Origin of the sequence: Aphanothece hegewaldii CCALA 016 (assembly GCF_003007785.1) — a bacterium.
In the GTDB taxonomy this organism is placed as follows: domain Bacteria; phylum Cyanobacteriota; class Cyanobacteriia; order Cyanobacteriales; family Microcystaceae; genus Chroococcus; species Chroococcus hegewaldii.
On the sequence record NZ_PXOH01000006.1, the window covers coordinates 103,680 to 126,273 of the forward strand.

Consider the following 22,594-nt stretch of genomic DNA (forward strand, 5'->3'; position numbering starts at 1 on the left):
AAAATCAGTTTTTAACCTAACATATTGACTTTTCCCGTACTTAAATCATAATAAGCACCAACAATTTTAAGTTGATTTTTATCAATCAATTCCCCCATAATCGCCGAATCTTTCAAAATCTCTACTTGATATAAAACATTGGCTTCAACAGCATTTTGTAATTTGTTAGTTCCTGGCATTCTTTGAGCGCGTTCTACACCGACTCTTAAACTACTAATTAAACTGCCAATTCGCCCAGGAAATCTACCTCCTTCAATCGCTGCTTTAACCGCACCACAACGCGCATGACCCATCACCATCAGAACTTTAGCTCCTAAGATCATTGTCCCAAATTCAAGGCTACCGATTTCTTCAGATGTCGCAATATTTCCCGCAATTCGACACACGAAAAGATCACCTAAACCTTGATCGAAAACAATTTCTGATGGTACTCTTGAATCAGCACAGCTTAGGAGTGCAGCAAAAGGAGCTTGACTTTCAGACACTTCTATGATTCGTTCTCTAGTTTGATTGGGGCTGATTCTTTTTTCATTAATAAAACGCTCATTACCATCCATTAATCTTTTGAGAGCTTCATCGGGTGTAATGTCTTTATTTTGAGCAACGAAAGTTTGAGAAACGGCGCTTTGAGAATTGTTAAGATTCCCTCCTAAAATAGTTGCTGCTATTCCAGTTCCGATGAAACCGCCACCGTATTTAATTGCCGAACGACGCGATAGATTAAATGATTTTTTGTCAGTATTCATGAGTTCTCCCAAATAATAATTGAAGCTGACTTAAATTGTCCCACTAAAACGCTCAGATTATGGAAAAGATAAATTAGATAAAATTGGCCAACCAATCACTGTGACGAGAAACCCAATTCCGAGAACGATCGTGAGAAAATAAAATTGTGTTTGTCCAGTGACGTTGTACTTTAAGCTTTGTCCACTAAAAACCGTGACTAAACCAACAAAGTTGACTGCACCATCGATGATAAAACGGTCAAACCAAGCGACGACTTGAGAGACAAAACCAACTACTAAAACAATGGTATTTTTGTAGAGTTTTGCTGTATAGAGATCATAAGCAAAGAAATCTTGCAGAGCTTTGGGTTTTAGTACGACGGGTTTATTAATCTTGTCATTGAGATAAATCGATGCTGAAGCAAGACAACCGACTAATGTAGAACCAACTACTAAACCAGCAACCGCTAGATTAATCGTTCCCCAATCGGGTAATAAATTCCATTTCCACAATAAAATCGGGATATGAAGGGCAAAACCTGCGGTTATCGTTGTCGGTAAAACAACTGCCCATAAACCTTCGGGTGAACGTACCGTCATTTGTTTTGGTTTCCCACCGAAAATCATACAGAATTCACGAGTGGTACTAAACGCGGTTAAAGCATTAACTAACAGAACAACGAATACTAACAAAGGTGAAATATGAGAGAGATTATTCACCATCTTGTATAAAACCCAGAATCCACCAAAAGGAGGTAAAGCGACCAAAGTAGCAGCCCCAATCAGGTAAGATAGACCTGTAACGGGACGACGTGACCATAAACCGCCATATTGACTTAAATCTTGACTGATATTGTTTAAAACAATGCTACCGATGCTCATGACAAGAATAGCGATTCCTATAGCATAAGTAAACAGCAAAGTAAGGGCTGTTTGTCCTTGTCCCGTTCCCACCGCTACAAACGCTAATCCCATATAGGCACTAGCAGAATAGGAGATTGAACGTTTAACATCAATTTGTGCGATCGCAATTAAACCCGCGCCAATTGCAGTAACAGAACCAATGGTAATCATTACCGTTCTAGCTAAAGGCGATAATTCAAACAGGGGTTGTAGTTTTACGAGTAACCACGCACCCGTTGAAACAACGATCGAATTACGAATAATCGTTGCCGGCATCGGGCCTTCCATCGCCTCATCTAGCCACAAATGTAAGGGAAATTGAGCGCATTTGGCTAACGGACCCGCTAAAAGAGCTAAACACAGTAAATTAGCCACTGTTGGGTCAATTTTTGCGGTTGCTGCCCACTTAGCCAACTCATCAAAGTTCCAAGTTCCAGCAAGAGGTAATAAAGCAACTACGGCCATTAATAAAATTAAATCGCCAATCCGTTTAGTTAGAAAGGCATCTCTCGCCCCAGTAACTACCAATGATTGATTAAACCAAAAGCCGATTAGTAAATATGTACCTAGCGTCAGGATTTCTAGAATAACGTAACTAAAGAAGAGAGAATTACACAGAGCTAAAGCACACATTCCCGCTTCAAACAACGCCATCAGAGAATAAAATCTCGCCCAACCCCAGTCCATTTCTAGATATCCAACCGCGTAGACTTGGGCTGCGAAATTTAACCCAGTAATAACGAGTAATGCACCGATATTAACTACAGAAAGCTGTATTTCGTAGGAAATAGATAAATTAGCCGCATGAAGCCAATTAAAAGAGAGATTTTGAATCGGTTGTTGCCAAACTGCCAACAGAGCTAATAAACTATGGACAAAAGCAATCAGTGTCATCAGAAGATTAATATAACCTGATGGCCGAGGCCCCGTTTGACGAATAATACCAGGTGACCAAGGAATCGCTAAAACCGCCCCAATGAGCGCGTAACAAGGCACTAACCAGATACTCTGGCTAAATGTATCTAGCATAAAATGACCTCACTTTTGATGTGATGGATGAATGATTCGGTGATGTTAAGAATAAAACTTTGAGCCTAGCCCTTGCTTTCTTTGCAGACCTGACTGGTAGCCTACTTAAGAAATGATGGAACCAAAGATATTTTAAGCTTTTTGGTAGCTCTAGATTAATTTTTATCCTACCGCTTTAATAGATAATAGTCAATAGTTAAATTGATTAACATAGAATTAATCATATATAAGTTTGGCTTAACCGTCATTGAATTTTGTTCTCTAGTTCTTCCCGATTGATCGCTATTCTCATTTTTAGAGAAAGAAATTCACGTTAATATAAACGCCAATCGGAGAACCATTATGACTAGCCAATTAATGTCAGCCCCTAAATGTCTTTTACCCAGTGAAGGTGAATCATATAACCTTTTAGACAGTACATTCACAATCAAAATTTCTGGGCAAGAAACAGAGGGTCAATGGATCATGTATGAAATTGTAGCCCCTACTGGACATGAACCCCCACTTCATTCTCATCCTTGGGATGAAACTTTTTACGTTCTCGATGGGGAAATGGAAGTCCAAGTCAATCAAGTCAAAACCTTGGCCAAAGCAGGATGTATGATGTTTGTTCCGAAAAACGTCCCCCATACCTTCAAAGTTTGCTCACCCACTGCAAAAATGTTAGTTATTTTAGCTCCTGCATCAGCAGACGCATTTTATCGAGAATATGGCGAAAAAATCAAGGATTTTCCCACCCTAGAAGATTTAAAGTATTTTGGCGATAAATACGGGATTCGCGCCTATTTTTAGAGTTTTGGCCGACACTCATCATCTAATGGCTGTTGGCTTTTTAGACTTATTTTAAACATTTCTCAACCCCTAAATACTGTAGATAGACACGTGTCGGTTTAAGATTAAGACGACTTCGATTCTCGTTCTGGGTTTAGGCGGTTATGAAAAAGACGATATTTAGAATTCTCATTTTACTTTTTCTCGCTATTGGGGTTGCTACTGCAGCCATCCTGTTTACCCCGACAAAGCCGCCCGTTCCCAGAGTCTCAGATTATACCATCACCAGCCAATTAGCCGCTAATCAACCGAGTTTTTATCCCATTAAACAAACCCTTGACCCGAATTTGTATCGACCTATAGATAATTGGGTCGGTCGTCTTATTCTACCTAAACCCGAAGAATTTCAACAAGATGATTGGACGACTTTAGAAATCTATCAATCTCCCCCAGACCAACAAAATTTAATCGGAAAAAAAGTCAAATTAGCACAGAAGCACTCACCATCACTAGACCGTTACTTAAAACTGGTCACAACTGATATTAAATTCACCGAAGCCGCCCAAAAAAGCCAAAAACAAGGAAATTTACTGCCAGATCGTCTCAATGGTCGTTCTAATGTGGGGCCGCTACAAGCTTTAGCAGGTGCAAGACCGAATGATGATGTTATTGTTAGTTTTAATAAAGCTCAGATTACGACGAAAACCGATGAAACAAGTCTTTTAATTGAGCAAATGCCTTTAATGGTAACAGGTCGTTTTGTGGGTTTAGTAAAAATCAAAGGAGAAGCCCCAGCCAAATCTAAAACGGATATTCCTACAGATTGTCCAAATTCGCTACCTTGTCCGAGTGATTTACTGCGTGTTCAACACTATAACCCTAAAACAAATCAATTTGATGGTATTACAGAAATAATTCGGATACCTCAACAACCGAGAATATCAGGAAATCGCTTTATTTCAACACCTCGTGAATTAGCCAATTCTAGCGAAGGTAAAGAAGGTTGGTATATTTATGGCGCACAGGGAAAAGACGGTCTATTTACAGTACAAGCGATCCGACCGCGATCGCTCTTTCAACTTAAACCAATAGAAAACGTATTCGGTTTAGGATCAGGCTTAAATTATATTGCTCATGATAACTGGAAAAATACCCCTGAACGTCGCGGAACCGCCCAACGAGTTTTAGTCGATCCTCGTAGTGATTCCCCCAAAGTCGCCCTAGCAAACTGGAAAGAAGGGGATCATGGCTTAGGAATACATCTATTTGGCGGAATTGGCGGTAAAAACGGCGAATCTATAAAAGGAGGAACGGTAACAGGGCATTTTTCTTACTTCTTATATAAAATAGTACGCGATCGTTTTACTAATGAATTACAATGGGATATTTCCTATGATCAGGTGTATGCCCACAACCCCCAAGGCATTCTTGCGGGACACCAAAGCTGGGAAAATTATCAGGGGAATTTGCAACGCGGCTGGCTGAATTCTCGTCCAACATCCAATGTAATTGTTAAATCAGATTTACTGCAAGATTATCATTTTGGTAGTATTCTTGTATCACCTTTGACGGAATTACAACGACAACTCGAAATTATGATGGCACGCTATCGTACTGGAGATGGTACAGGAAATGCAAGTGTTACTCCTGCTGCATCTTGTGTGCAAGACTCTAACCAAGCACTTTATATTACAATTGAAGTCCTTAAAAATCAGATAGCTACCAATAGCGCGATCGCCGACTGGTTAAAAAATCATCCCGATGACCCCGAAACTCAACGCTTCCAAAGATTAGGACAACTGAGCGAACGCCTTAAACAAGTTTTAGTTCCTAGAGGTGTTATTCGCCCTGATTGGCAACAAAACGCCGAAATTATAGCAGGTGTTGCAGGCCGTGAAAATTATACTTTTACGGATCAAGATACCCTCGCTAATGCCCTTTTAAGTTGGACATCGATGTTACCTCGCGTTTCTCATGATGTAATTAGCCAGATTTTTCTCGAACAAGGTGCGACACTTTGGTTTATGCGTACTAATCAAATCGGCGGATTCATGCCAGAGATTTTACCCATCGCCCCGACTAATATTTTTGGAGAAATGCCGATTGTTTCTGCTGCATTACGTCGTATTCTCGCTTCAATCATTTTTCGCCCTAAATCTGAGGATTGGATATTGACAATTTTGGCATTATGTGCCTATGCTGCGATCGCTATTTCCATCGGTTTAAAATCAAGATTTTTACAATGGCAACCCATTAAACAAAAACCGTTTCAGTTGATTAAAACCCTATTTTTTCTGTTTTTGTCACCGGCATTATGGGAAGAATTAGTCTTTCGCGTCATTCTCTTACCCTACCCCGATCGACTCAATTCTTTTGCTAGTATCTTTGGCTGGGCTATATTTAGTTTAATCCTTTTTATTCTGTATCATCCCCTCAATGCCCTTGTTTTTTATCATGCAGCAAATCCCACTTTTTTTAATCCCGTCTTTTTGATTTTGACCGCATTATTGGGATTAACTTGTACAGTCGTCTATTTACTCACAGGTTCTTTATGGACAATTGTAATTGTTCATTGGGTTGTAGTGGTGGTTTGGTTACTTTATTTGAACGGTTTTTCTAAATTTATACGCCCAACAACAGCAATAGCACGAAACAGATAGTATATTGTATGTTGAAAGAACGTTCCCAATCATTCAAAAAGGAAAATCATGACAACAGTAGCAGTCGTTTACTTTTCAGGTTCAGATCATACTCATTTAATGGCTGAAGCGGTTGCAGCAGGGGCGAGTAAGGTTTCAGGAACTACAGTAGAATTACATCGTATCACAGGGGAACAAATTATTAAAGGACGGTGGAAAGATGACGCAATGATGGAAAAAATTAATCTTTCAGATGCGATTATTTTTGGTTCACCGACTTATATGGGGGGTGTAGCCGCACAATTTAAGGCTTTTATTGATGCAGCGAGTGGCATTTGGGCGCGTCAAGGATGGAAAAACAAACTTGCAGGTGGTTTTACTCATTCGGGTTCTCCTAGCGGCGATAAAGAAGGAACATTACTTTATTTAGTCACCAATGCAGCACAACATAGTATGATTTGGATTGGTTCTGGAGAGATGCGACAAAGCGATGGGACAAACCGTTTAGGATCTTATATAGGTGTGATGGGACAAGCTGATCCCGATTTTACAGGAACTAAACCCATTGAAGTTGACCCCGGTGATCTTAAAACATCCGAACTCTATGGACAACGTATCGCAGAATTAACGCAAAGTTTTAGAAAATGACTCAAACGCCTCGCTCTAGCTGTCCGATCGCTTGTACACTGGATTTAATAGGCGATCGATGGACGCTGCTGATCATCCGAGATATGATGTTTTTCAATAAACAGCGTTTTGAGGAATTTTTAGACTCGGCTGAGGGAATTTCGACCAATATACTCACAAATCGACTTAAGCTACTAGAAGAAACTGGTTTAGTCGAAAAACAACCCTATAGCAATCATTCTCGACGCATGAATTATTATCTCACCGAAAAAGGTCAAAGTCTGCGTCCTGTCATCAAAACAATGGTTGCATGGGGTTTAAAACATTTACCCGATACAAGAATTCCTGACACACAAACTTGAACTAAACAATAATTAATGATTAAATTAGGTCGAAGTTTAATTATTGACCCCAATCATCAATGTTCTTTAAAAAAGCACTATTTCTCTATATTTATTTAGTACTAAATCTAATTGGAACTGCGCCGAGTTGGGGACAAACAAGAGATGAGAATGAACCAGAAACCCCCTCTTGTACGACCGCAGACTGTCTTAAACCAACAGAAGTAACGCCAGAACAACCGACTAATAATCGCCGAGAGATTATCCTTCCTAACCCAACTCAATTCAGATTGTCTGTATTTGGTAATCAAAAAAAAGGAGATTTTACATTCGGCTTTGGTCGCACTCTTCCTAATAATAGCGCACTCAAAGGAAGCTCACGTATACCTGTTGTAAGTACTTTACAGAATTATCCAAGTATTTCGCCACAAGGTTTTGTTGGATACAGATTAGCGGAAAATCAAAGAATTGTCTTAGAAGGTGGAGGTAATACAAAATTCTTGGGAGGTGATCTCAGTTATAGCATTGCTCCTATAGATTCACAAGGAATTTATTCTATTAATATTCAATCTCAACGGGGTCGTTCTACAGTTTTCGGTGAAGGTGAAAATAATATTCGTTTACCGAATGACGATAAGACGTGGGTTTATCGTTATGGGGGAGGTGTTGAATATGCTCAACTCATTAATAATATTAATCTAGCTGTAGGGATTAACTATGAACGAATTTCGCTTCGTGATGGGATGTTTTCTAACCAAGTTTTTTCAAGAGATCAATTTGGCAATCAAATGACCGTCAGTGACCAGGGACAAGATGATTTAGTAACGCTCACTCTCGCTGGCTTATATTCTATCGTTAATAATGAATCCTATCCAACATCAGGAACGAGAATTCGAGTCGGAGTTGAACAAGCATTACCCATTGGACAAGGTAGTATTGCTTATACTCAACTTGCGGGTAATATCTCCCAATTTATTCCACTCAATCTTTTTGATAATAGCGAATCTTCCGATACATTAGTACTAAATATGCAAGCAGGAACCTATATCGGTGATGTTCCTCCCTATGATGCTTTTAGTATGGGAGGTAGTGATTCAATTCGGGGTTATAGTGAAGGTCAAGTCAGTTCAGGACGCACTTTTATTCAAGGTACGGTAGAATATCGTTCACCATCGTTATTTTCTTTCAGTATTTTTGAGCAAACAGTTGATACGAGAGGAATTATTTTTGTTGATTATGGCACAGATTTAGGCTCACAATATAGTGTGATAAGTCAACCTGGAATTGTTCGTGATAAACCAGGTTGGGGTGTTGGTTATGGTTTTGGGTTACATCTTGACACTACGATCGGTTTATTTCGCGTAGAATCAAGTTGGGGAAATCGAGGTGATTATTCTTTTGTTGTTCTAGTCGGCGATCGCTTCTAAAATAGAATAACGATAAGGTCTGAATTATGTCTGACGAATTAGAAACGCCACCCACGGATATCGAATCTTTAAAAGCAGAATTAAAAAACCTGCGACAAATTCAGGAGGAATTAAAAGAAAGCAAAGAACGCTTTTCTATAATTCTAAAAGCAAATAATGACGGGATTTGGGATTGGAATCTCAAAAGTAATAAAATATTTTATTCTCCCCGTTGGAAAGAAATGTTGGGTTATACAGAAGAAGATTTACCCAACCATCATGAAACTTGGGTGAATTTACTCCATGAAGACGATCGTAATTATGCGGTTGAATTTTTGCAAGCCTATTTAGAGCGTAAAGTTGCATCTTATCGTCTTGAATTTCGTCTACGCTGCAAAAATGGCGGCTATCAATGGATCTTATCACGAGGAAAAGCGATCTGGGATGAAAACGGCAATCCTGTCCGTTTTGCTGGTTCTCATACGGATATTAGTGAAAGAAAGCATCGAGAAAGTATGCTGAAAAACTTAGCCACACGAGAACATATTCTTAGTGAAATTGCCCGACAATTACTCGATCAAGATTTTGAAATCGTGATTCAATCCATTTTACAAAAAATTGGTGAGTTTACTGGAAGTGAGCAAACTTATATTATTCGCTATGCAGACAATCAGCAAGAATGGAGTATGTTTTATGAATGGTGCAATCCGAAAAACCCTCAGCTAAAATCTAGATTAGAACAGTATCAAAATCAGACCGTTAATACATTTCCTTGGTTTGCTGAACAGCTATTAAATAGTCAACCGATTAAAATTAATAATATTGCGGATATTCCTGATTCTGCTATTCAAGAAAAAGAATTGATTAGTAACAGTTTAAACCCAAATTGGCTCATCGTCCCTATGACAACTTCTAAAAAAATTGTGGGTTATTTAGGTTTAGAAGCATCAATCGCTAGATATTGGACAACAGAAGATGTTAACTGGTTAAAATTAGTTGGTGAATTTATTGCCATCGCACAAGCAAGATCGGAAGCTGAAAAAGCCCTCAAAATCGCTAAAGAAAAAGCAGATACAGCCAATCAAGCTAAAAGTGAATTTTTGGCGAATATGAGTCATGAATTGAGAACGCCATTAAATGCTATTTTGGGTTTTACTCAAGTCTTGAATCGAGATAATAGTTTAAACAAAGAACAACAGGAAAATCTAAATATTATTAATCGAAGTGGTGAACATTTATTAATTTTAATTAATGACATCTTGGAAATGTCTAAAATTGAAGCCGGAAGAATAACATATTATCCCCAAAATATTGATTTACATATTTTATTAGAAACCGTTCAAGATATGTTTAGTCTGAAAGCCAAAGCGAAACATCTAAAATTAATATTTTATTCAGCATTTGTCCCCCAATATATTTATACAGATGAAGGAAAATTACGACAAGTTATTATTAATTTGCTGAGTAATGCCATTAAATTTACGAATAAAGGTAGTGTTACACTACGAGTAAAAATAGCAGAATATCTAGAAAATAAGTCAAAAATACGATTAGTTTTTGAAGTAGAAGACACAGGAATTGGTATAGATCCAAGTGAAAAAGATAAATTATTTGAAGCATTTGGACAAACAAAAACAGGGTTAAATTCACAACAAGGAACAGGTTTAGGTTTATCAATTAGTAAAAATTTTGTACAATTGATGGGCGGAAAAATACAAGTTAAAAGCAGTTTAGGAAAAGGAAGTTTATTTATATTCGATATTATTGCTGAAATAGCTCATCAAAAAGAACTCAAAAAATGTGAGATAAAACGTCAAGTGATTGGTTTAGCTTCTGAGCAACAATTTTATCGAATTTTAGTCATAGATAATCATTTAGAAAGTCGTATTTTACTCGTTAAACTTTTAACATATGTGGGGTTTTTAGTCAAGGAAACAAATCAAAAAAAAGAAGCGATCGCACTTTGTAAAAACTGGAAACCTCATTTAATTCTCATTGATTTAGAAAATGAAGCAATTCAGGAAATAAAAAAATTAGACCATGAGCAAAAAATAATTATTATTGCTTTAACTGCAAGTGCATTTAAAGAAGAGTTTAATCAGATAAAATTAACCTATAATGACTTTATCCAAAAACCAATTCAAGAAGATTTACTTTTTTTTAAAATTGCTCAATATTTAAAAGTAACTTATATATATGACGAGAAATCATCTCAAAAAACTAATCATTTGAACACTTCTATAAATTATCCAGATATAGCCACAAACCAACTAAAATTAATGCCTAAAGAATGGCGACAACAACTCAAAAAAGCAACTCAAGAATGTAGTGATGATACCATTTTAGAATTAGTCAAAAAAATCCCTCTAGAATATTCAGACTTAGCTAAAATTATACAAGAATTAACTCATGATTTTTTATTTGATTCAATTCTTAACTTATTTGATGAAGATTAAATAATTATGTTAAAGAAAAATATTTTAATTGTTGATGATCAAGCTGATAATCTGAGACTTTTAGATTTAATACTTACTAAAAGTGGCTATAAAGTTAGAAAAGCACTCAATGGTAAAACCGCAATTAATACCGTCAAAATAACTTCACCAGATTTAATTTTACTTGATATTAAAATGCCTGAAATGAACGGTTATGAGGTTTGCCAATTTTTAAAAGCAGATGAAAATACTAAAGATATTCCGATTATTTTTATTAGTGCATTAAATGATGTATTAGATAAAGTAAAAGCGTTTAAAGTCGGTGGTTTAGACTATATTACTAAACCATTTCAAGAAGAAGAAGTAATAGCTAGAGTAGAAAATCAACTTACCATTAGATGGCAAAAAAAACAACTTGAAAAAGAAATAGAACAAAGACAAAAAACTGAAGAACGTTTACGGTTTTATCTACACGCCGTTTCTCATGATTTACGAAATCCTGTAATCGGTTTAACAATGATTCTCAACAACCTTTTAGAATCACCTACAATAACGGAAAAATCACTAAATATTTCCCTTTCACGTTCCATTTTAGAACAAATGAAAAATAGTTGCGATCGTCAACTTAAACTCATTAACTTATTAGTCGAAACTCAACAATATTCACTCTGGGAAATGTCCTTAAAATGTGAACCTATAAACCTTTATTCACTCACACAAGAAATTATTACAGAATGGCTGCCTATCTTAGAAGAAAATCAAGCCATACTCATTAATAATATCTCTCCAGATTGTCCTTTAATTAAAGCTGATCCTCATCAAATATGGCGAGTTTATGAAAATTTATTATCGAATGCCATAAAATATAATACAACTGGATTAGAAATTACTTTGAATGCCGAAATTATCGAAAATAAATTAATCAATCAACCTTCAATGATGCGGTGTTTAGTCTCAGATAATGGCGTGGGTATGAATATTGAGCAAGCGAAGAATTTATTTACACCCTATTATCGAGGAGAAAACACACAACGCGATATAGGATTAGGTTTAGGCTTATATTTATGTCATCAAATTATTCAGGCGCATGGTGGTACAATTGAAGTAATCACTCAACCTCAAAAGGGTACACAATTTTGTTTTACTTTACCACTTTCTAATTAAAAAATGCCTACATACTTATATTGGGGAGAAGATGACTTTACCTTGTCAAAAGCAGTTCAAGAACTCCAAAAAAAAGTGTTAGATCCCAACTGGTTACAATTTAATTATGAGCAAATTGCAGGAAATCAAGCAGATAGTTTATTTCAAGCCTTAAATTTAGCAATGACACCCGTTTTTGGCATGGGCGAGCGCTTAATTTGGTTAAAAGAAACCAGTATTTTTCAAAATTGCTCGGATGATTTACTAAAAGAATTACAAAGAACTCTCCCAAATATTCCTCTTACCTCACATTTACTGTTTACCACAAGTAAAAAACCCGATGGAAGACTCAAATCATCAAAAATTGTCCAAGACTATGCTCAAATTCAGGAATTTTCTTTAATTCCACCTTGGCAAATTGAAGAAATAACCAAGCAAGTTCAAAAAATAGCTCAAGAAATAGGTGTAAAATTAACCCCAGATGCCCTACAATTTCTAGCGGAGGCAATAGGGAATAATACAAGGCAAATTTATCAAGAGTTAGAAAAATTAGCCCTTTATAGTCAGACTGTTTCTAAACCCTTAGAGAAAAAAGATCTAACTTCCTTAGTTAATATAGCCACCCAAAGCAGTTTACAATTAGCGACAACTATTCGACAAGGAGATGGCGCAAAAGCACTTTTAATTATCTCTGATTTACTTAACTGTAATGAAGTTCCTTTAAGAATTATAGCGACATTAGTCGGTCAGTTCCGCACATGGACAATCATCAAACTTTATTTAGAAGCAAATGAAAAAGATGATACAGTTATTGCTAAAGCAGCCGAAATCAATAACCCAAAACGAATTTATTTTCTTAAAAAAGAAGTCCAATCAGTTTCATCACACAAATTATTAACAAGTTTATCAATATTACTAGACCTAGAACTCAGTTTAAAACGAGGTGCCGAACCATTAGCTACACTACAAACTAAAGTTCTTGAACTGTGTCATTTATTCAAAAAATCTTAAATCCAAAGAAGAAAAAGACAGTTAGCGTACAAAAGAGGATAGCCGATTTAATAGGGTTGGTTGTCATTCTACTGCAAAGGCACGAAGATCGAAAACCTATTACATTAGAAAAATAAATTGCTTGGAACCCCCTTGCTTTCGTCTAGTCTATCCTTTAGTGAGATAGCTAACTGTTTTTTCGATTGTTCCCTAACCATCCATCATTCTCGTAAAAATTCTAGAACAGTACAACCGAAGTTTAGGATCTTAAGCAAATTCGCTGTTAGATTTCTAATTTTTTTCTTTAAAATAGCTTTATTCTAAGTTTCCTTTCTAGCGATGAAATTATTAATATTGAGCAATGGTCACGGTGAAGACGAAATAGCCGTACGCATAGCCGAACAATTACAATTACTATCAAATCAGCTTGAATTAGTAGCATTTCCCCTAGTCGGTACAGGAAAAGCTTATCACTCTCTTAATATTCCCATCCGAGGCCCTGTTCAATCCATGCCATCGGGTGGATTTATTTATATGGATGGGCGACAATTGTTAGGAGATGTTCAAAAAGGATTACTTCAACTCACCTTAGCACAACATCAAACCGTCCGTCGTTGGAGTTTAGAGGGTGGAAGAATTTTAGCAGTTGGCGATATCTTACCCGTTTTGTTAGCTTGGTTAAGTAATACAGATTATGCTTTTGTTGGAACTGCTAAATCTGAATATTACTTGCGCGATGAACAAGGATGGCTACCTCAAACATCTAGTTTAGAAAGACGTTTGGGATCATATTATTTTCCTTGGGAACGATGGTTAATGAGTCGCCCTCGGTGTAAAGCGGTTTTTCCCAGAGATACCTTAACTTCTAAGATTTTACAACAGTGGCCAATTCCCGTTTATGATTTGGGTAATCCGATGATGGATGGATTAGAAAATCAGATCAGTTCTACTGGGAATATAAGCAAAGAATCTCTTACCGTCGTTTTGTTACCGGGTTCACGTGCGCCTGAAGCCTATCGTAACTGGGAAATCATTTTACAATCCCTTGAAAATATTATTCTAGCACTCAAAGGTTATCGAATTACTTTTTTAGCTGCGATTGCGCCATCCTTATCTATTGATTCGTTTCAAGTACCACTTTTAGCCCATAATTGGCATCCGAAACCCCTAGAACAGCTACACATTTCTTTAAATGATCCTAACGCTTTAGCCTTCACCTACAATCACAAGATTAATTTAATTCTCTCGCAAAATGCTTATACAGAGTGTCTCGGTTTAGGGAATATTGCGATCGCTATGGCAGGAACGGCAACCGAACAGTTTGTCGGACTCGGTAAACCTGCCATTATTATACCTGGCGAAGGGCCACAATTTACCCTGCAATTCGCCCAAAATCAAACCCGTTTGCTCGGTTGTTCCGTGATTTTAGTCCCGCAACCTCAACAAGTTGGTCATACCTTAAAAGCTATTTTAAACGATCCCGATCGTTGGCAAGAAATCGACATCGTAGGAAAGCGTCGCATGGGAAAACCTGGTGCCGCATTACGGATCGCTCGTTTAACCTTAGAAAAATTATTTTAAAATATGGCTTGCATTTTCCAAATTTGTTTGCTATGCTAGTTAAGCATGAAAAAAGTTATGTCTCGCCGGGATAGCTCAGTTGGTAGAGCAGAGGACTGAAAATCCTCGTGTCCGGAGTTCAAATCTCCGTCCTGGCATTATTATTTTAATTGATATTAGTCTGAATAAGGCGAATGGCATTTGTATACCTTTGCTCTAAACAAAAGGCTAGAATGAGAAGAGTATTAAGAAAAATTAAAATCTCTAAACAAATGGATCAAAATAGCCTAGCCCAAATATCGGCTCAACTCGATAGCCCTAACTCCAAAGATCGTCTTTTAGCCTTAGCTTCATTAAGACATATTCCTGCTGAAGATGCTGTGCCTTTGATCAAAAAAGTTCTTTATGATGAGATACTTCCAGTTCGCTCTATGGCTGTTTTTGCCCTCGGAGTCAAACAAACCGACGAATGCTATCCTATTTTAATCAATTTGTTAGAATCCGATCCCGATTATGGTATTAGAGCAGATGCGGCGGGTGCGTTAGGATATTTAGAAGATGGGCGAGCTTTTGAACCTTTAGTTAGAGCATTCTATGAAGATACAGAATGGTTAGTACGGTTTAGTGCGGCGGTTTCTTTGGGAAATCTTAAAGATATTCGCGCTAGAGAAGTTTTACTCAAAGCTTTAGAGAGTGAGGAAACTGTACTCAAACAGGCAGCGATCGCAGCATTAGGCGAAATTAAAGCCGTTGATACTGTTGATCAGATCCTTCGGTTTGCGTCTTCTGATGATTGGTTGATCCGCCAACGACTTGCAGAAGCGTTAGGATCTTTAGAGAGTGAAAAAAGTCTATCAGCATTGAGATTTCTAGCAAAAGACGATCATTCTCAAGTCAGTGAAGCAGCAAGATTATCTTTAGAAAAATTAGAAGCCGAACTATCCGAGTTGAAAAAAGCAAGCGACCCGATGGCGTAAAATTGATTCATAGCTAGATCTAACACGAGATTACACGATTCATGGATATCAAAGAGATCATAGAACTTTGTAGCGGTAAATGGTTTTCCCAGCGAACGAGTTTTCAATCCAAAACAGAAAGCAGCAAAGCCGAGATTACAGTAGAATTTCTGGCATCTGATCACCCAGAAATCGTTAAACTCTGTGAAAAATCTCAAATTAAGCCCGAAATGACATTAGGAGGCTCTAAAACAAGTTGGGATAATTCCGTAGATTGGGGAAAACCGAAACAAACAGGACATACGTTAATAGTATGGATTCCTGAAACCAATCATACAGCCAACGGACAGATCTTGCGTTATTTAAGTCAGGGACAAATTTATACGAAAGGTCAATACAGTCTAGGGAAAGATGAAGCTTTAACCTTAAGTATAGATGAAACAAACCGTCATAGTGAAGAACGAATCTCGTTTGCAAGTCCTAATTTGAGATTACGCACGAATATAGTTAAATTATCCGATGGTACGAGTCAAATGGCTTTTTATTCGGAAATTCGCAAAGTTTCTTAGTCGTGAACTTGATTATAGTTTAAGGAAGGAAAAATCAGCGAGCTTCATATTGGAGCGCACAATATTCATGCCATTTTCTGCAAAACGTTGAAAAGCTGCGTCTGCTTGGGGTGTAAAGTCAACAACTCCAGGCACAACGACTGGAGAGGTACAATCTTCGAGCAAATAAACTTTTTTAGCTAAATTAGGATCACGAGTCATTATTTCTTTTAATAAATCTTCTATTGTCCATGCGACACAATGACTTTTTGCTTGTCCTGCAATAATTACAGCATCATAGTCTAAAACTTGTTGGAGTAGACGACTATTTTTTTGAGTAATTGGTTGTCCTTGATGATCATCTAATATTTCTGGACGAAAAACCGAATAATTTTCGGTTAATATATTTTCTCCTTTAAGTTCAAATTGGGTTTGACTTTTTCGAGCGATACTATGAAAAAAGATCGCTTCTTCTAGTGCAGAAACCAAAGCATGACCAATTCCCCCTAACATAGAATGATAAGGCCATATCGTTAAAAGATATTTTCCTTGTTCACTGATTTTCTGGACATAATGCAACGCATAATTATCTAAATTATTGCCCAAAGCAGGATTAACTCGCCAAACCTTATTTTCTACATCAGAATAGCTAATCATCGTCATCGGTTGAGGGTTTTCTCCTGCTTCATTAACCCAAAAAATCGGATGAAATATTTGTATTGCAGTGTGCGTATCCATTGTTGGAATAATTGTCGTAATCGTTTTTAGATTTCGATAAATAAACTCACACAAACGGATATTATCATCAATTGCACCTCGACCCGATCGTCCCCCAACAAATAATTCAAATTCTGGTAAACAAAATGTGTTTTGTGCATCAATGATTAATAAACAAATTCGGTTTTTATCATCGTATGCGGGTTTTATATTATATTTTTTTGCCCATTCGCTGGCTTCTCTTGCTCGTTCATGATACGGTACAGCCCAGTAATGATATACTTTCTGAGAATCAAAGAAACTAGGAATAGGTAAGAAATTATTAAGGTTTGTAGTCATATTTTTAGCTATGTAATAAAAATTAATAATTTAAAAGTCATTATTTGCACCAAAAATAAATTTTATATATTTGTTACTTTGTTTATTTTTTATGTTTCTTTTTTTAATTTAGTCATTTTTTAGTATGTGTTAATAAATGTATATTTTTTACTAAAATATAGTTTTTTTCTAGAAACTGTAAATAGAGCTAATTAAAGAGACTACAGGGAGAATACTAAAATGGCTACTATTCAAGGAAACTCAGGAAATAACAATTTAATCGGAACCACAGGAAATGATTTCATCTATGGTTACGATGGTTTAGATACTCTAACTGGTAAGGAGGGAAATGACAGACTAGAGGGCGGAAATGGCAACGACATTTTAGATGGTGGAAGTGGTGCAGATACCATGATTGGGGGAAGTGGTGATGATACTTATATTGTCGATAGTACCTCAGATGTGATCACTGAAGTTGCAGGAGGTGGCACTGATACAATAAAAACATCGATTAGCTATACTTTAGCTGAAAACTATGTCAATAATTTAATTCTCACAGGTTCAAGTAACCTTAATGGTACAGGGAATAGTTACGATAACGTCATCACAGGGAATGCGGGTAATAATACTCTAAAAGGAAATGCGGGTAAGGATACCATTAATGGAGGAAATGGAATAGATACCCTCAATGGTGGTATTGGAGATGATACTTATATTGTAGATAGTACAACAGATGTCATTGTAGAATTACCCGGGCAAGGCATTGATACAGTCATTTCATCTGTCACCTATACCTTAGACGAAAATTACGTCAATAATCTAACTCTAACAGGAGGGGGTAACCTGAGCGGCACAGGGAATAGTTATGATAACGTGATTACTGGCAATGAGGGCAATAATCTTCTAAAAGGAGGCGATGGCAATGACACTCTTACGCCAGGGCAAGGCTATGGTACTCTCTATGGTGAGAAAGGCAATGATGTTTTAAATGGAGGCCGTTATTCTTATTTTTATATGTATGGAGGTGATGGGAACGATAGTCTAACGGGTTATGGCTATAAGTATGGCGAGGCTGGTAATGATACTCTAACGGGTGATGGCTCTCAATATGGAGGCGATGGGAATGACGTTTTAAGCATTAGTAAATATAGTATGGGTTATGGAGGTGTAGGAAACGATACGCTCACTTTTTACAATGAATATTATTATGATTATTATGAAGGTGGTGATATAGGCTTCAATGCTGCCAATGAAGGAATTGACACAATTATAAACTTTGAGAGTGGAGTCAATTATATTTATGTCTCTGCAAGTGGTTTCGGTGGTGGATTAACTCAATATTCCTCTCTTACCTCGGCACAGTTCAAATATGGAACCAGTGCAACAACCTCTAGTCATCGATTTATCTACGATACAAATACAGGTTATCTACGTTTTGATGCTGATGGAAATGGTTCAGCCTCTGCATCTGTATTAGCAATTCTTCAAGGCGTACCGTCTTTAGCGTCTAGTGATTTTTATGTTAATTAACCTAAGTTTTGTTTAGGTGCATTCTTGTGTAAAAATTCTCGAATTATTTGGGCAATTAACGGTTAATTACCCAAATTTCCTGCTTAATGAGTATTATTACTCTTGACTTTTCGGAATTTGTTCTAATAATTGAGCAATTTCAGGATTATAAATTCGCTGATAATTCCAATAATTCCCGAAAACTGATTCTACATATCCTTTGGTTTCTTTAAAGGGAATATTTTCGACGAATTCATCATGATCACTCGAATTATATTTAGTAATCCATTTTGATACATTGCCAGGACCCGCATTATAACTCGCTACAGCAAACATCGAATTATTATCATAGGTTTTGTGGGTATAATCAAAATACCAAGTACCGAAATTAATATTATTGTCAGGCTTGGTTAAAGAATACTCTTTGATATTTAGATTATCGGCTACCATTTTAGCGGTGGCGGGCATCAATTGCATTAATCCAGTAGCACCGACAGGAGATTTAATATCTTTCTCAAAACGAGATTCTTGACGAATGAGAGCCGTCACTAATAAGGGATTTAATTGACGCTCTTGTGACCATTTTAGGATTAAATCATAATAAGGAAAAGGAAATAAAGCTTGCCAATATTCTAAAGTTTCTCGTAAAGCTTTCCATTGACTTTGTTCTTCTGGGGTTTCTCGTTCTTTTAATTGCCAAATCTGATTAATTGCTTCAATATTACGATTTTGATCGAGTAATAATAAACCATAAGTAAATTGTTCAGCAACAGTCAGTTTAGTAGGATCAACAATTTCCGCTTGAAAGAGTTCCCATGCTTGCTGTTTTTCCCCTAAACGATATAATTCTTTAAACGCATCTGAACCAAAAGGAGGAATCGGGCGTTGTGTTGGTTTTTGGATGGTTGGAGTCAGAGCGCGAACAGTTTCAAAATCACCCACCGGCCAACCGAGTAAATTAGCCGATCGCCACGCATAATAAGAAGATGGATAACGTCCCACCGTATGAGTAAAAGCCTCTTTAGCTTCTTTTTCTTTTCCGAGTTTCCGCGCCCATTTCCCTACCCAAAAAGCGGCTTTTGGTGCGATCGAACTATCTCCATTATTTACCGTAATGGGTTGCGCCCATGACCAAGCCTTGACAAAATCGCCATTATCTGCATATTGCCCCGCAATTTTCCAGCGTAACTCGGCGGCTTCGTCGGATGTGGCATACTGATTAATAAGGGTTTGTCTGGCTTGATTTGCTGCGGTGGCATTCCCCGAACGCGCTAAGAGATCGGCTTTTTTGAGTAAAGCTTGTGGAGCTTTGAGAGGAAATTGTTTAGCAACAAGATCTAAGTAAATTATTGCATCTTGCGTTCTCGATAAGTCAGCAAGCCTTAACAAACCGAGTGCGGTAGGGAGTGCGTCGGGGTAAAGTTTTATTAATTTTTTATAACCTAGTTTGGCTTCTTCTATTTGATTATCAATCTGGAAATAGCGAGCCATACGATAAGCTTGACGGGGACTTGGTGAAGCTTTTTGATAAGCTGCGGCGGCTTTTTTGTAGAGATTTTGATCCCAGTATCCGTCTGCGATGAGTTCCCAGTCTGAGGGGGTAAGCTGTTGGGAAAATTCTTGAACTAAACGATCTCGTGCCTGGTTAGTAAAGGGTTCGTTGGGTAGACTATTTCTAAGTAAATTTAATAATAATTGAGGTTGATTGGGATTATCTTTGAGACGTTTTAGAATAATATCATGAGTACGCGGATGACGAGGAAATTGTTTGATCGCTTGTTCCCAATATTGCGGATCGGTTTTTCCTAGATTATATAAAGCATCAGCAGCAACGGGAGAATCAGGATAACGCTCAATAATTTTTTTCCAGACTTCTTGAGATTTAGTCGGTTCGTTACTGAGTTCGTAAGCGCGACCTTGTTTTAATAAGATCTGTGGTGCAAGAACGGGATATTCTTTATCTAATCCTTGTAATAGGCGTAAAGCTGGTCCTCCTTCAAATTTTTTTAGTAAAATTGAAGCCAAAAGATAGCGGGCGCGACTACGATCTAGAGAGGATTGATTTGAATCGGCGATCTTCCTCAGTTGCGTTTCTTGTTCCTCCGCGCTTAGAGATACCAAGTTCATCACAATAGATGGCTGATTTTTTTCAGCTTCAAAGGATTTTTGAGACGTTGGATTTAACGGGGTTTGTTGTTCTAGTCTCTCTCTAATTTCTGGATTAAGAATTAAAATACTAGGAATGGCGAGTAAAAGAAGTCCTGAGCTAATGCCCATTATGAGAGAAGATTTACCTTTTAAGTTTTTCAGCATTACATCATGGTGACTAGCACTTCAGATATCCATTATCAATGATTCCGGACTTTTGGGAATTGTTTCTCACACTTCGGTGTTTATTTAGTGTGAATTTTTTCTAGAATCCATTCTCGGATCAAATGAGTGTAATCAATACCTTTTAATTGAGCAACTTTTTGTACCGCTTCTGCTTCTAAAGGTTGTAAACGGATCTGCACCACCGTTTCCCGTACAAAAACGGGTTCTGTAATTTCTTCTAATTGATCGGCAAAATCAGTTAAATCGTGAGTTTCCCAGAACTGTGCTAACTCTTGTATTGAGTCAGTTTGCGGTATTTTTTCGATATTTATCGGTTTTTCCATAATTTATATCGCCGTTTTTCTTGTTCAGTCATTGAGCGTGCTGTGACGGGATAACCTTTACCATCAGTAAATTGAATAACCACACAGAACAAATATCGTCTAGCTTCGGTTTGTCCAAGCACATAGTATACAGGGTTATCTCCTTCAGATTTGGTGCGTTGTATTAAAGCGACTCCAAAACAAGCTTCTTCCACTTCTTCGGGAATTACACCATGTCGAGCAATATGATCAATCCGATCTTGGTTCCAAATGAACTCATAAATCCTCATACTCTAATTTTACTGAAACAAAGATTGGGTTTGAAATTTTTCTTTTTTCATTTCTGCTCACTAAAACTATTGATTGAGCAATAGTTCAACTAAAATATACAACTAGACTCAAACCTGATTAAAATCATGCAAATTCGTAGACGACCACCCAATCCGACTGTTAATGTAGACACCCTAGCATACAAAGTTATTGTACCTGATGAGCAGCCCCAAAACATTCTAGAAGAAATTGTCTGGCACAAAGAAACCGAAGTCGATCTAATGCGAGAACGCTTACCTTTGATAGAATTACAAAAGAAAGTCCGAGAAACTGCCCCAGCAAAAGACTTTTTTGGCGCATTAAAGACAGGAAAGACTAAACCCGCCCTCATTGCGGAAGTAAAAAAAGCATCGCCCAGTAAAGGAATTATTAAAGAAGATTTTGATCCTGTTGCGATCGCTCTATCTTATGTTCAAGGTGGGGCAAGCTGTTTATCTGTTCTCACCGATGAAAAGTTTTTTTTGGGAAGCTTCGATAATCTTTTTTTAGTGCGCCAAGCGGTTGATTTGCCTCTATTGTGCAAAGAATTTATTATTTATCCTTATCAGATTTATTATGCCAGAACAAAAGGCGCGGATGCAGTGTTACTCATTGCTGCTATTTTAAGCGATCAAGACCTATCATATTTCGTAAAAATTGTCAAGAGCCTCGGTATGACTCCTTTAGTCGAAGTGCATACCCTAGAAGAATTAGACAGAGTTTTAGGAATTTCGGGCGTTAATTTAATTGGCATCAATAATCGTAACTTAGAAGATTTTTCAGTAGACTTACAAACAACCTGTCAATTATTGGAGAAAAGAAAAACAGAAATTGAACAAAAAGAAATTCTGATCGTCAGTGAATCTGGTTTATATAGCTCATCTGATCTACAATTAGTCCAACAAGCTGGAGCAAGTGCCGTTTTAATTGGGGAGTCACTGATTAAACAGAATAACCCAGCAGAAGCGATCGCCCTGCTATTTAAAGAGCTATAATTCTGTCGGCTGTCTTGTTTCTATCTATCCCATGTGC

Annotated in this window: 19 protein-coding genes and 1 tRNA gene; 14 read left to right on the top strand and 6 right to left on the bottom strand. The window is 37.2% G+C overall.

Features of this window, described 5'->3' with window-relative positions; all coding sequences use genetic code 11:
* Window positions 1–11: 11 nt before the first annotated feature.
* Complete coding sequence (locus C7H19_RS07720; RefSeq protein ID WP_106456303.1) at window positions 12–746, bottom strand: carbonic anhydrase; 735 nt, start codon at window positions 744–746, stop codon at window positions 12–14.
* 57 nt (window positions 747–803) lie between these two features.
* On the bottom strand, window positions 804–2,657 hold the full coding sequence (locus tag C7H19_RS07725; protein ID WP_106456304.1) for an NAD(P)H-quinone oxidoreductase subunit F: 1,854 nt from the start codon (window positions 2,655–2,657) through the stop codon (window positions 804–806).
* Between the two features lie 342 nt (window positions 2,658–2,999).
* Here C7H19_RS07725 and C7H19_RS07730 point away from each other — a divergent pair, with 342 nt between their 5' ends.
* From C7H19_RS07730 to C7H19_RS07785, 12 genes are all read left to right on the top strand, one after another.
* Window positions 3,000–3,449, top strand: coding sequence for a quercetin 2,3-dioxygenase (locus C7H19_RS07730; RefSeq protein WP_106456305.1), 450 nt, complete (start codon window positions 3,000–3,002; stop codon window positions 3,447–3,449).
* A 143-nt stretch (window positions 3,450–3,592) separates the two neighbouring features.
* The gene (locus C7H19_RS07735; RefSeq protein WP_106456306.1) at window positions 3,593–6,088 is read left to right on the top strand and encodes a CPBP family glutamic-type intramembrane protease; all 2,496 of its coding nucleotides are present in this window, start codon (window positions 3,593–3,595) and stop codon (window positions 6,086–6,088) included.
* A gap of 48 nt (window positions 6,089–6,136) precedes the next feature.
* The gene (locus C7H19_RS07740) at window positions 6,137–6,715 is read left to right on the top strand and encodes a flavodoxin family protein (RefSeq protein ID WP_106456307.1); all 579 of its coding nucleotides are present in this window, start codon (window positions 6,137–6,139) and stop codon (window positions 6,713–6,715) included.
* Window positions 6,712–7,056 carry a winged helix-turn-helix transcriptional regulator gene (locus tag C7H19_RS07745; RefSeq protein ID WP_106456308.1) on the top strand — a complete coding sequence of 115 codons (345 nt, stop codon included), beginning with the start codon at window positions 6,712–6,714 and terminating at the stop codon, window positions 7,054–7,056. Before C7H19_RS07740 ends, C7H19_RS07745 begins: the two co-directional genes overlap by 4 nt.
* 59 nt (window positions 7,057–7,115) lie before the next feature.
* Window positions 7,116–8,462: a BamA/TamA family outer membrane protein gene (locus tag C7H19_RS07750; RefSeq protein WP_106456309.1), complete on the top strand. Its 1,347-nt coding sequence runs from the start codon at window positions 7,116–7,118 to the stop codon at window positions 8,460–8,462.
* 26 nt (window positions 8,463–8,488) lie between these two features.
* On the top strand, window positions 8,489–10,897 hold the full coding sequence (locus C7H19_RS07755; protein WP_106456310.1) for an ATP-binding protein: 2,409 nt from the start codon (window positions 8,489–8,491) through the stop codon (window positions 10,895–10,897).
* Window positions 10,898–10,903: 6 nt separating this feature from the next.
* Complete coding sequence (locus tag C7H19_RS07760) at window positions 10,904–12,040, top strand: hybrid sensor histidine kinase/response regulator (RefSeq protein ID WP_106456311.1); 1,137 nt, start codon at window positions 10,904–10,906, stop codon at window positions 12,038–12,040.
* Between the two features lie 3 nt (window positions 12,041–12,043).
* Entirely contained in the window at window positions 12,044–13,030 is a 987-nt protein-coding gene (gene holA / locus C7H19_RS07765) for a DNA polymerase III subunit delta (protein WP_106456312.1), read from the top strand.
* Window positions 13,031–13,348: 318 nt separating this feature from the next.
* Window positions 13,349–14,590 (top strand): lipid-A-disaccharide synthase-related protein, encoded by a 1,242-nt coding sequence (locus tag C7H19_RS07770; protein ID WP_106456313.1) that lies wholly within the window; start codon window positions 13,349–13,351, stop codon window positions 14,588–14,590.
* Between the two features lie 64 nt (window positions 14,591–14,654).
* Window positions 14,655–14,727, top strand: a tRNA-Phe gene (locus tag C7H19_RS07775).
* A 114-nt stretch (window positions 14,728–14,841) separates the two neighbouring features.
* Window positions 14,842–15,546 (top strand): HEAT repeat domain-containing protein, encoded by a 705-nt coding sequence (locus C7H19_RS07780; RefSeq protein ID WP_106456438.1) that lies wholly within the window; start codon window positions 14,842–14,844, stop codon window positions 15,544–15,546.
* Between the two features lie 41 nt (window positions 15,547–15,587).
* Window positions 15,588–16,094 carry a phycobiliprotein lyase gene (locus tag C7H19_RS07785; protein ID WP_106456314.1) on the top strand — a complete coding sequence of 169 codons (507 nt, stop codon included), beginning with the start codon at window positions 15,588–15,590 and terminating at the stop codon, window positions 16,092–16,094.
* A gap of 12 nt (window positions 16,095–16,106) precedes the next feature.
* Here the strand turns inward: C7H19_RS07785 and C7H19_RS07790 are convergent, their stop codons facing one another.
* On the bottom strand, window positions 16,107–17,129 hold the full coding sequence (locus C7H19_RS07790; protein ID WP_106456315.1) for a cysteine hydrolase family protein: 1,023 nt from the start codon (window positions 17,127–17,129) through the stop codon (window positions 16,107–16,109).
* Window positions 17,130–17,348: 219 nt separating this feature from the next.
* Here C7H19_RS07790 and C7H19_RS25300 point away from each other — a divergent pair, with 219 nt between their 5' ends.
* A complete protein-coding gene (locus C7H19_RS25300) occupies window positions 17,349–18,638 on the top strand; it encodes a calcium-binding protein (protein ID WP_146136499.1) in 1,290 nt (429 codons plus the stop codon).
* Window positions 18,639–18,734: 96 nt separating this feature from the next.
* Here C7H19_RS25300 and C7H19_RS07800 read toward each other — a convergent pair whose 3' ends face one another.
* The 3 genes from C7H19_RS07800 to C7H19_RS07810 all read right to left on the bottom strand — a co-directional run bounded on the left by C7H19_RS07800 (window position 18,735) and on the right by C7H19_RS07810 (window position 21,543).
* Window positions 18,735–20,930: a lytic transglycosylase domain-containing protein gene (locus C7H19_RS07800; RefSeq protein ID WP_106456317.1), complete on the bottom strand. Its 2,196-nt coding sequence runs from the start codon at window positions 20,928–20,930 to the stop codon at window positions 18,735–18,737.
* 80 nt (window positions 20,931–21,010) lie between these two features.
* The gene (locus tag C7H19_RS07805) at window positions 21,011–21,274 is read right to left on the bottom strand and encodes a CopG family antitoxin (protein ID WP_245927367.1); all 264 of its coding nucleotides are present in this window, start codon (window positions 21,272–21,274) and stop codon (window positions 21,011–21,013) included.
* Window positions 21,259–21,543 carry a BrnT family toxin gene (locus C7H19_RS07810; protein WP_106456318.1) on the bottom strand — a complete coding sequence of 95 codons (285 nt, stop codon included), beginning with the start codon at window positions 21,541–21,543 and terminating at the stop codon, window positions 21,259–21,261. Before C7H19_RS07810 ends, C7H19_RS07805 begins: the two co-directional genes overlap by 16 nt.
* Window positions 21,544–21,669: 126 nt before the next feature.
* Here C7H19_RS07810 and trpC point away from each other — a divergent pair, with 126 nt between their 5' ends.
* Entirely contained in the window at window positions 21,670–22,557 is an 888-nt protein-coding gene (gene trpC / locus C7H19_RS07815) for an indole-3-glycerol phosphate synthase TrpC (protein ID WP_106456319.1), read from the top strand.
* Window positions 22,558–22,594 lie beyond the last annotated feature (37 nt).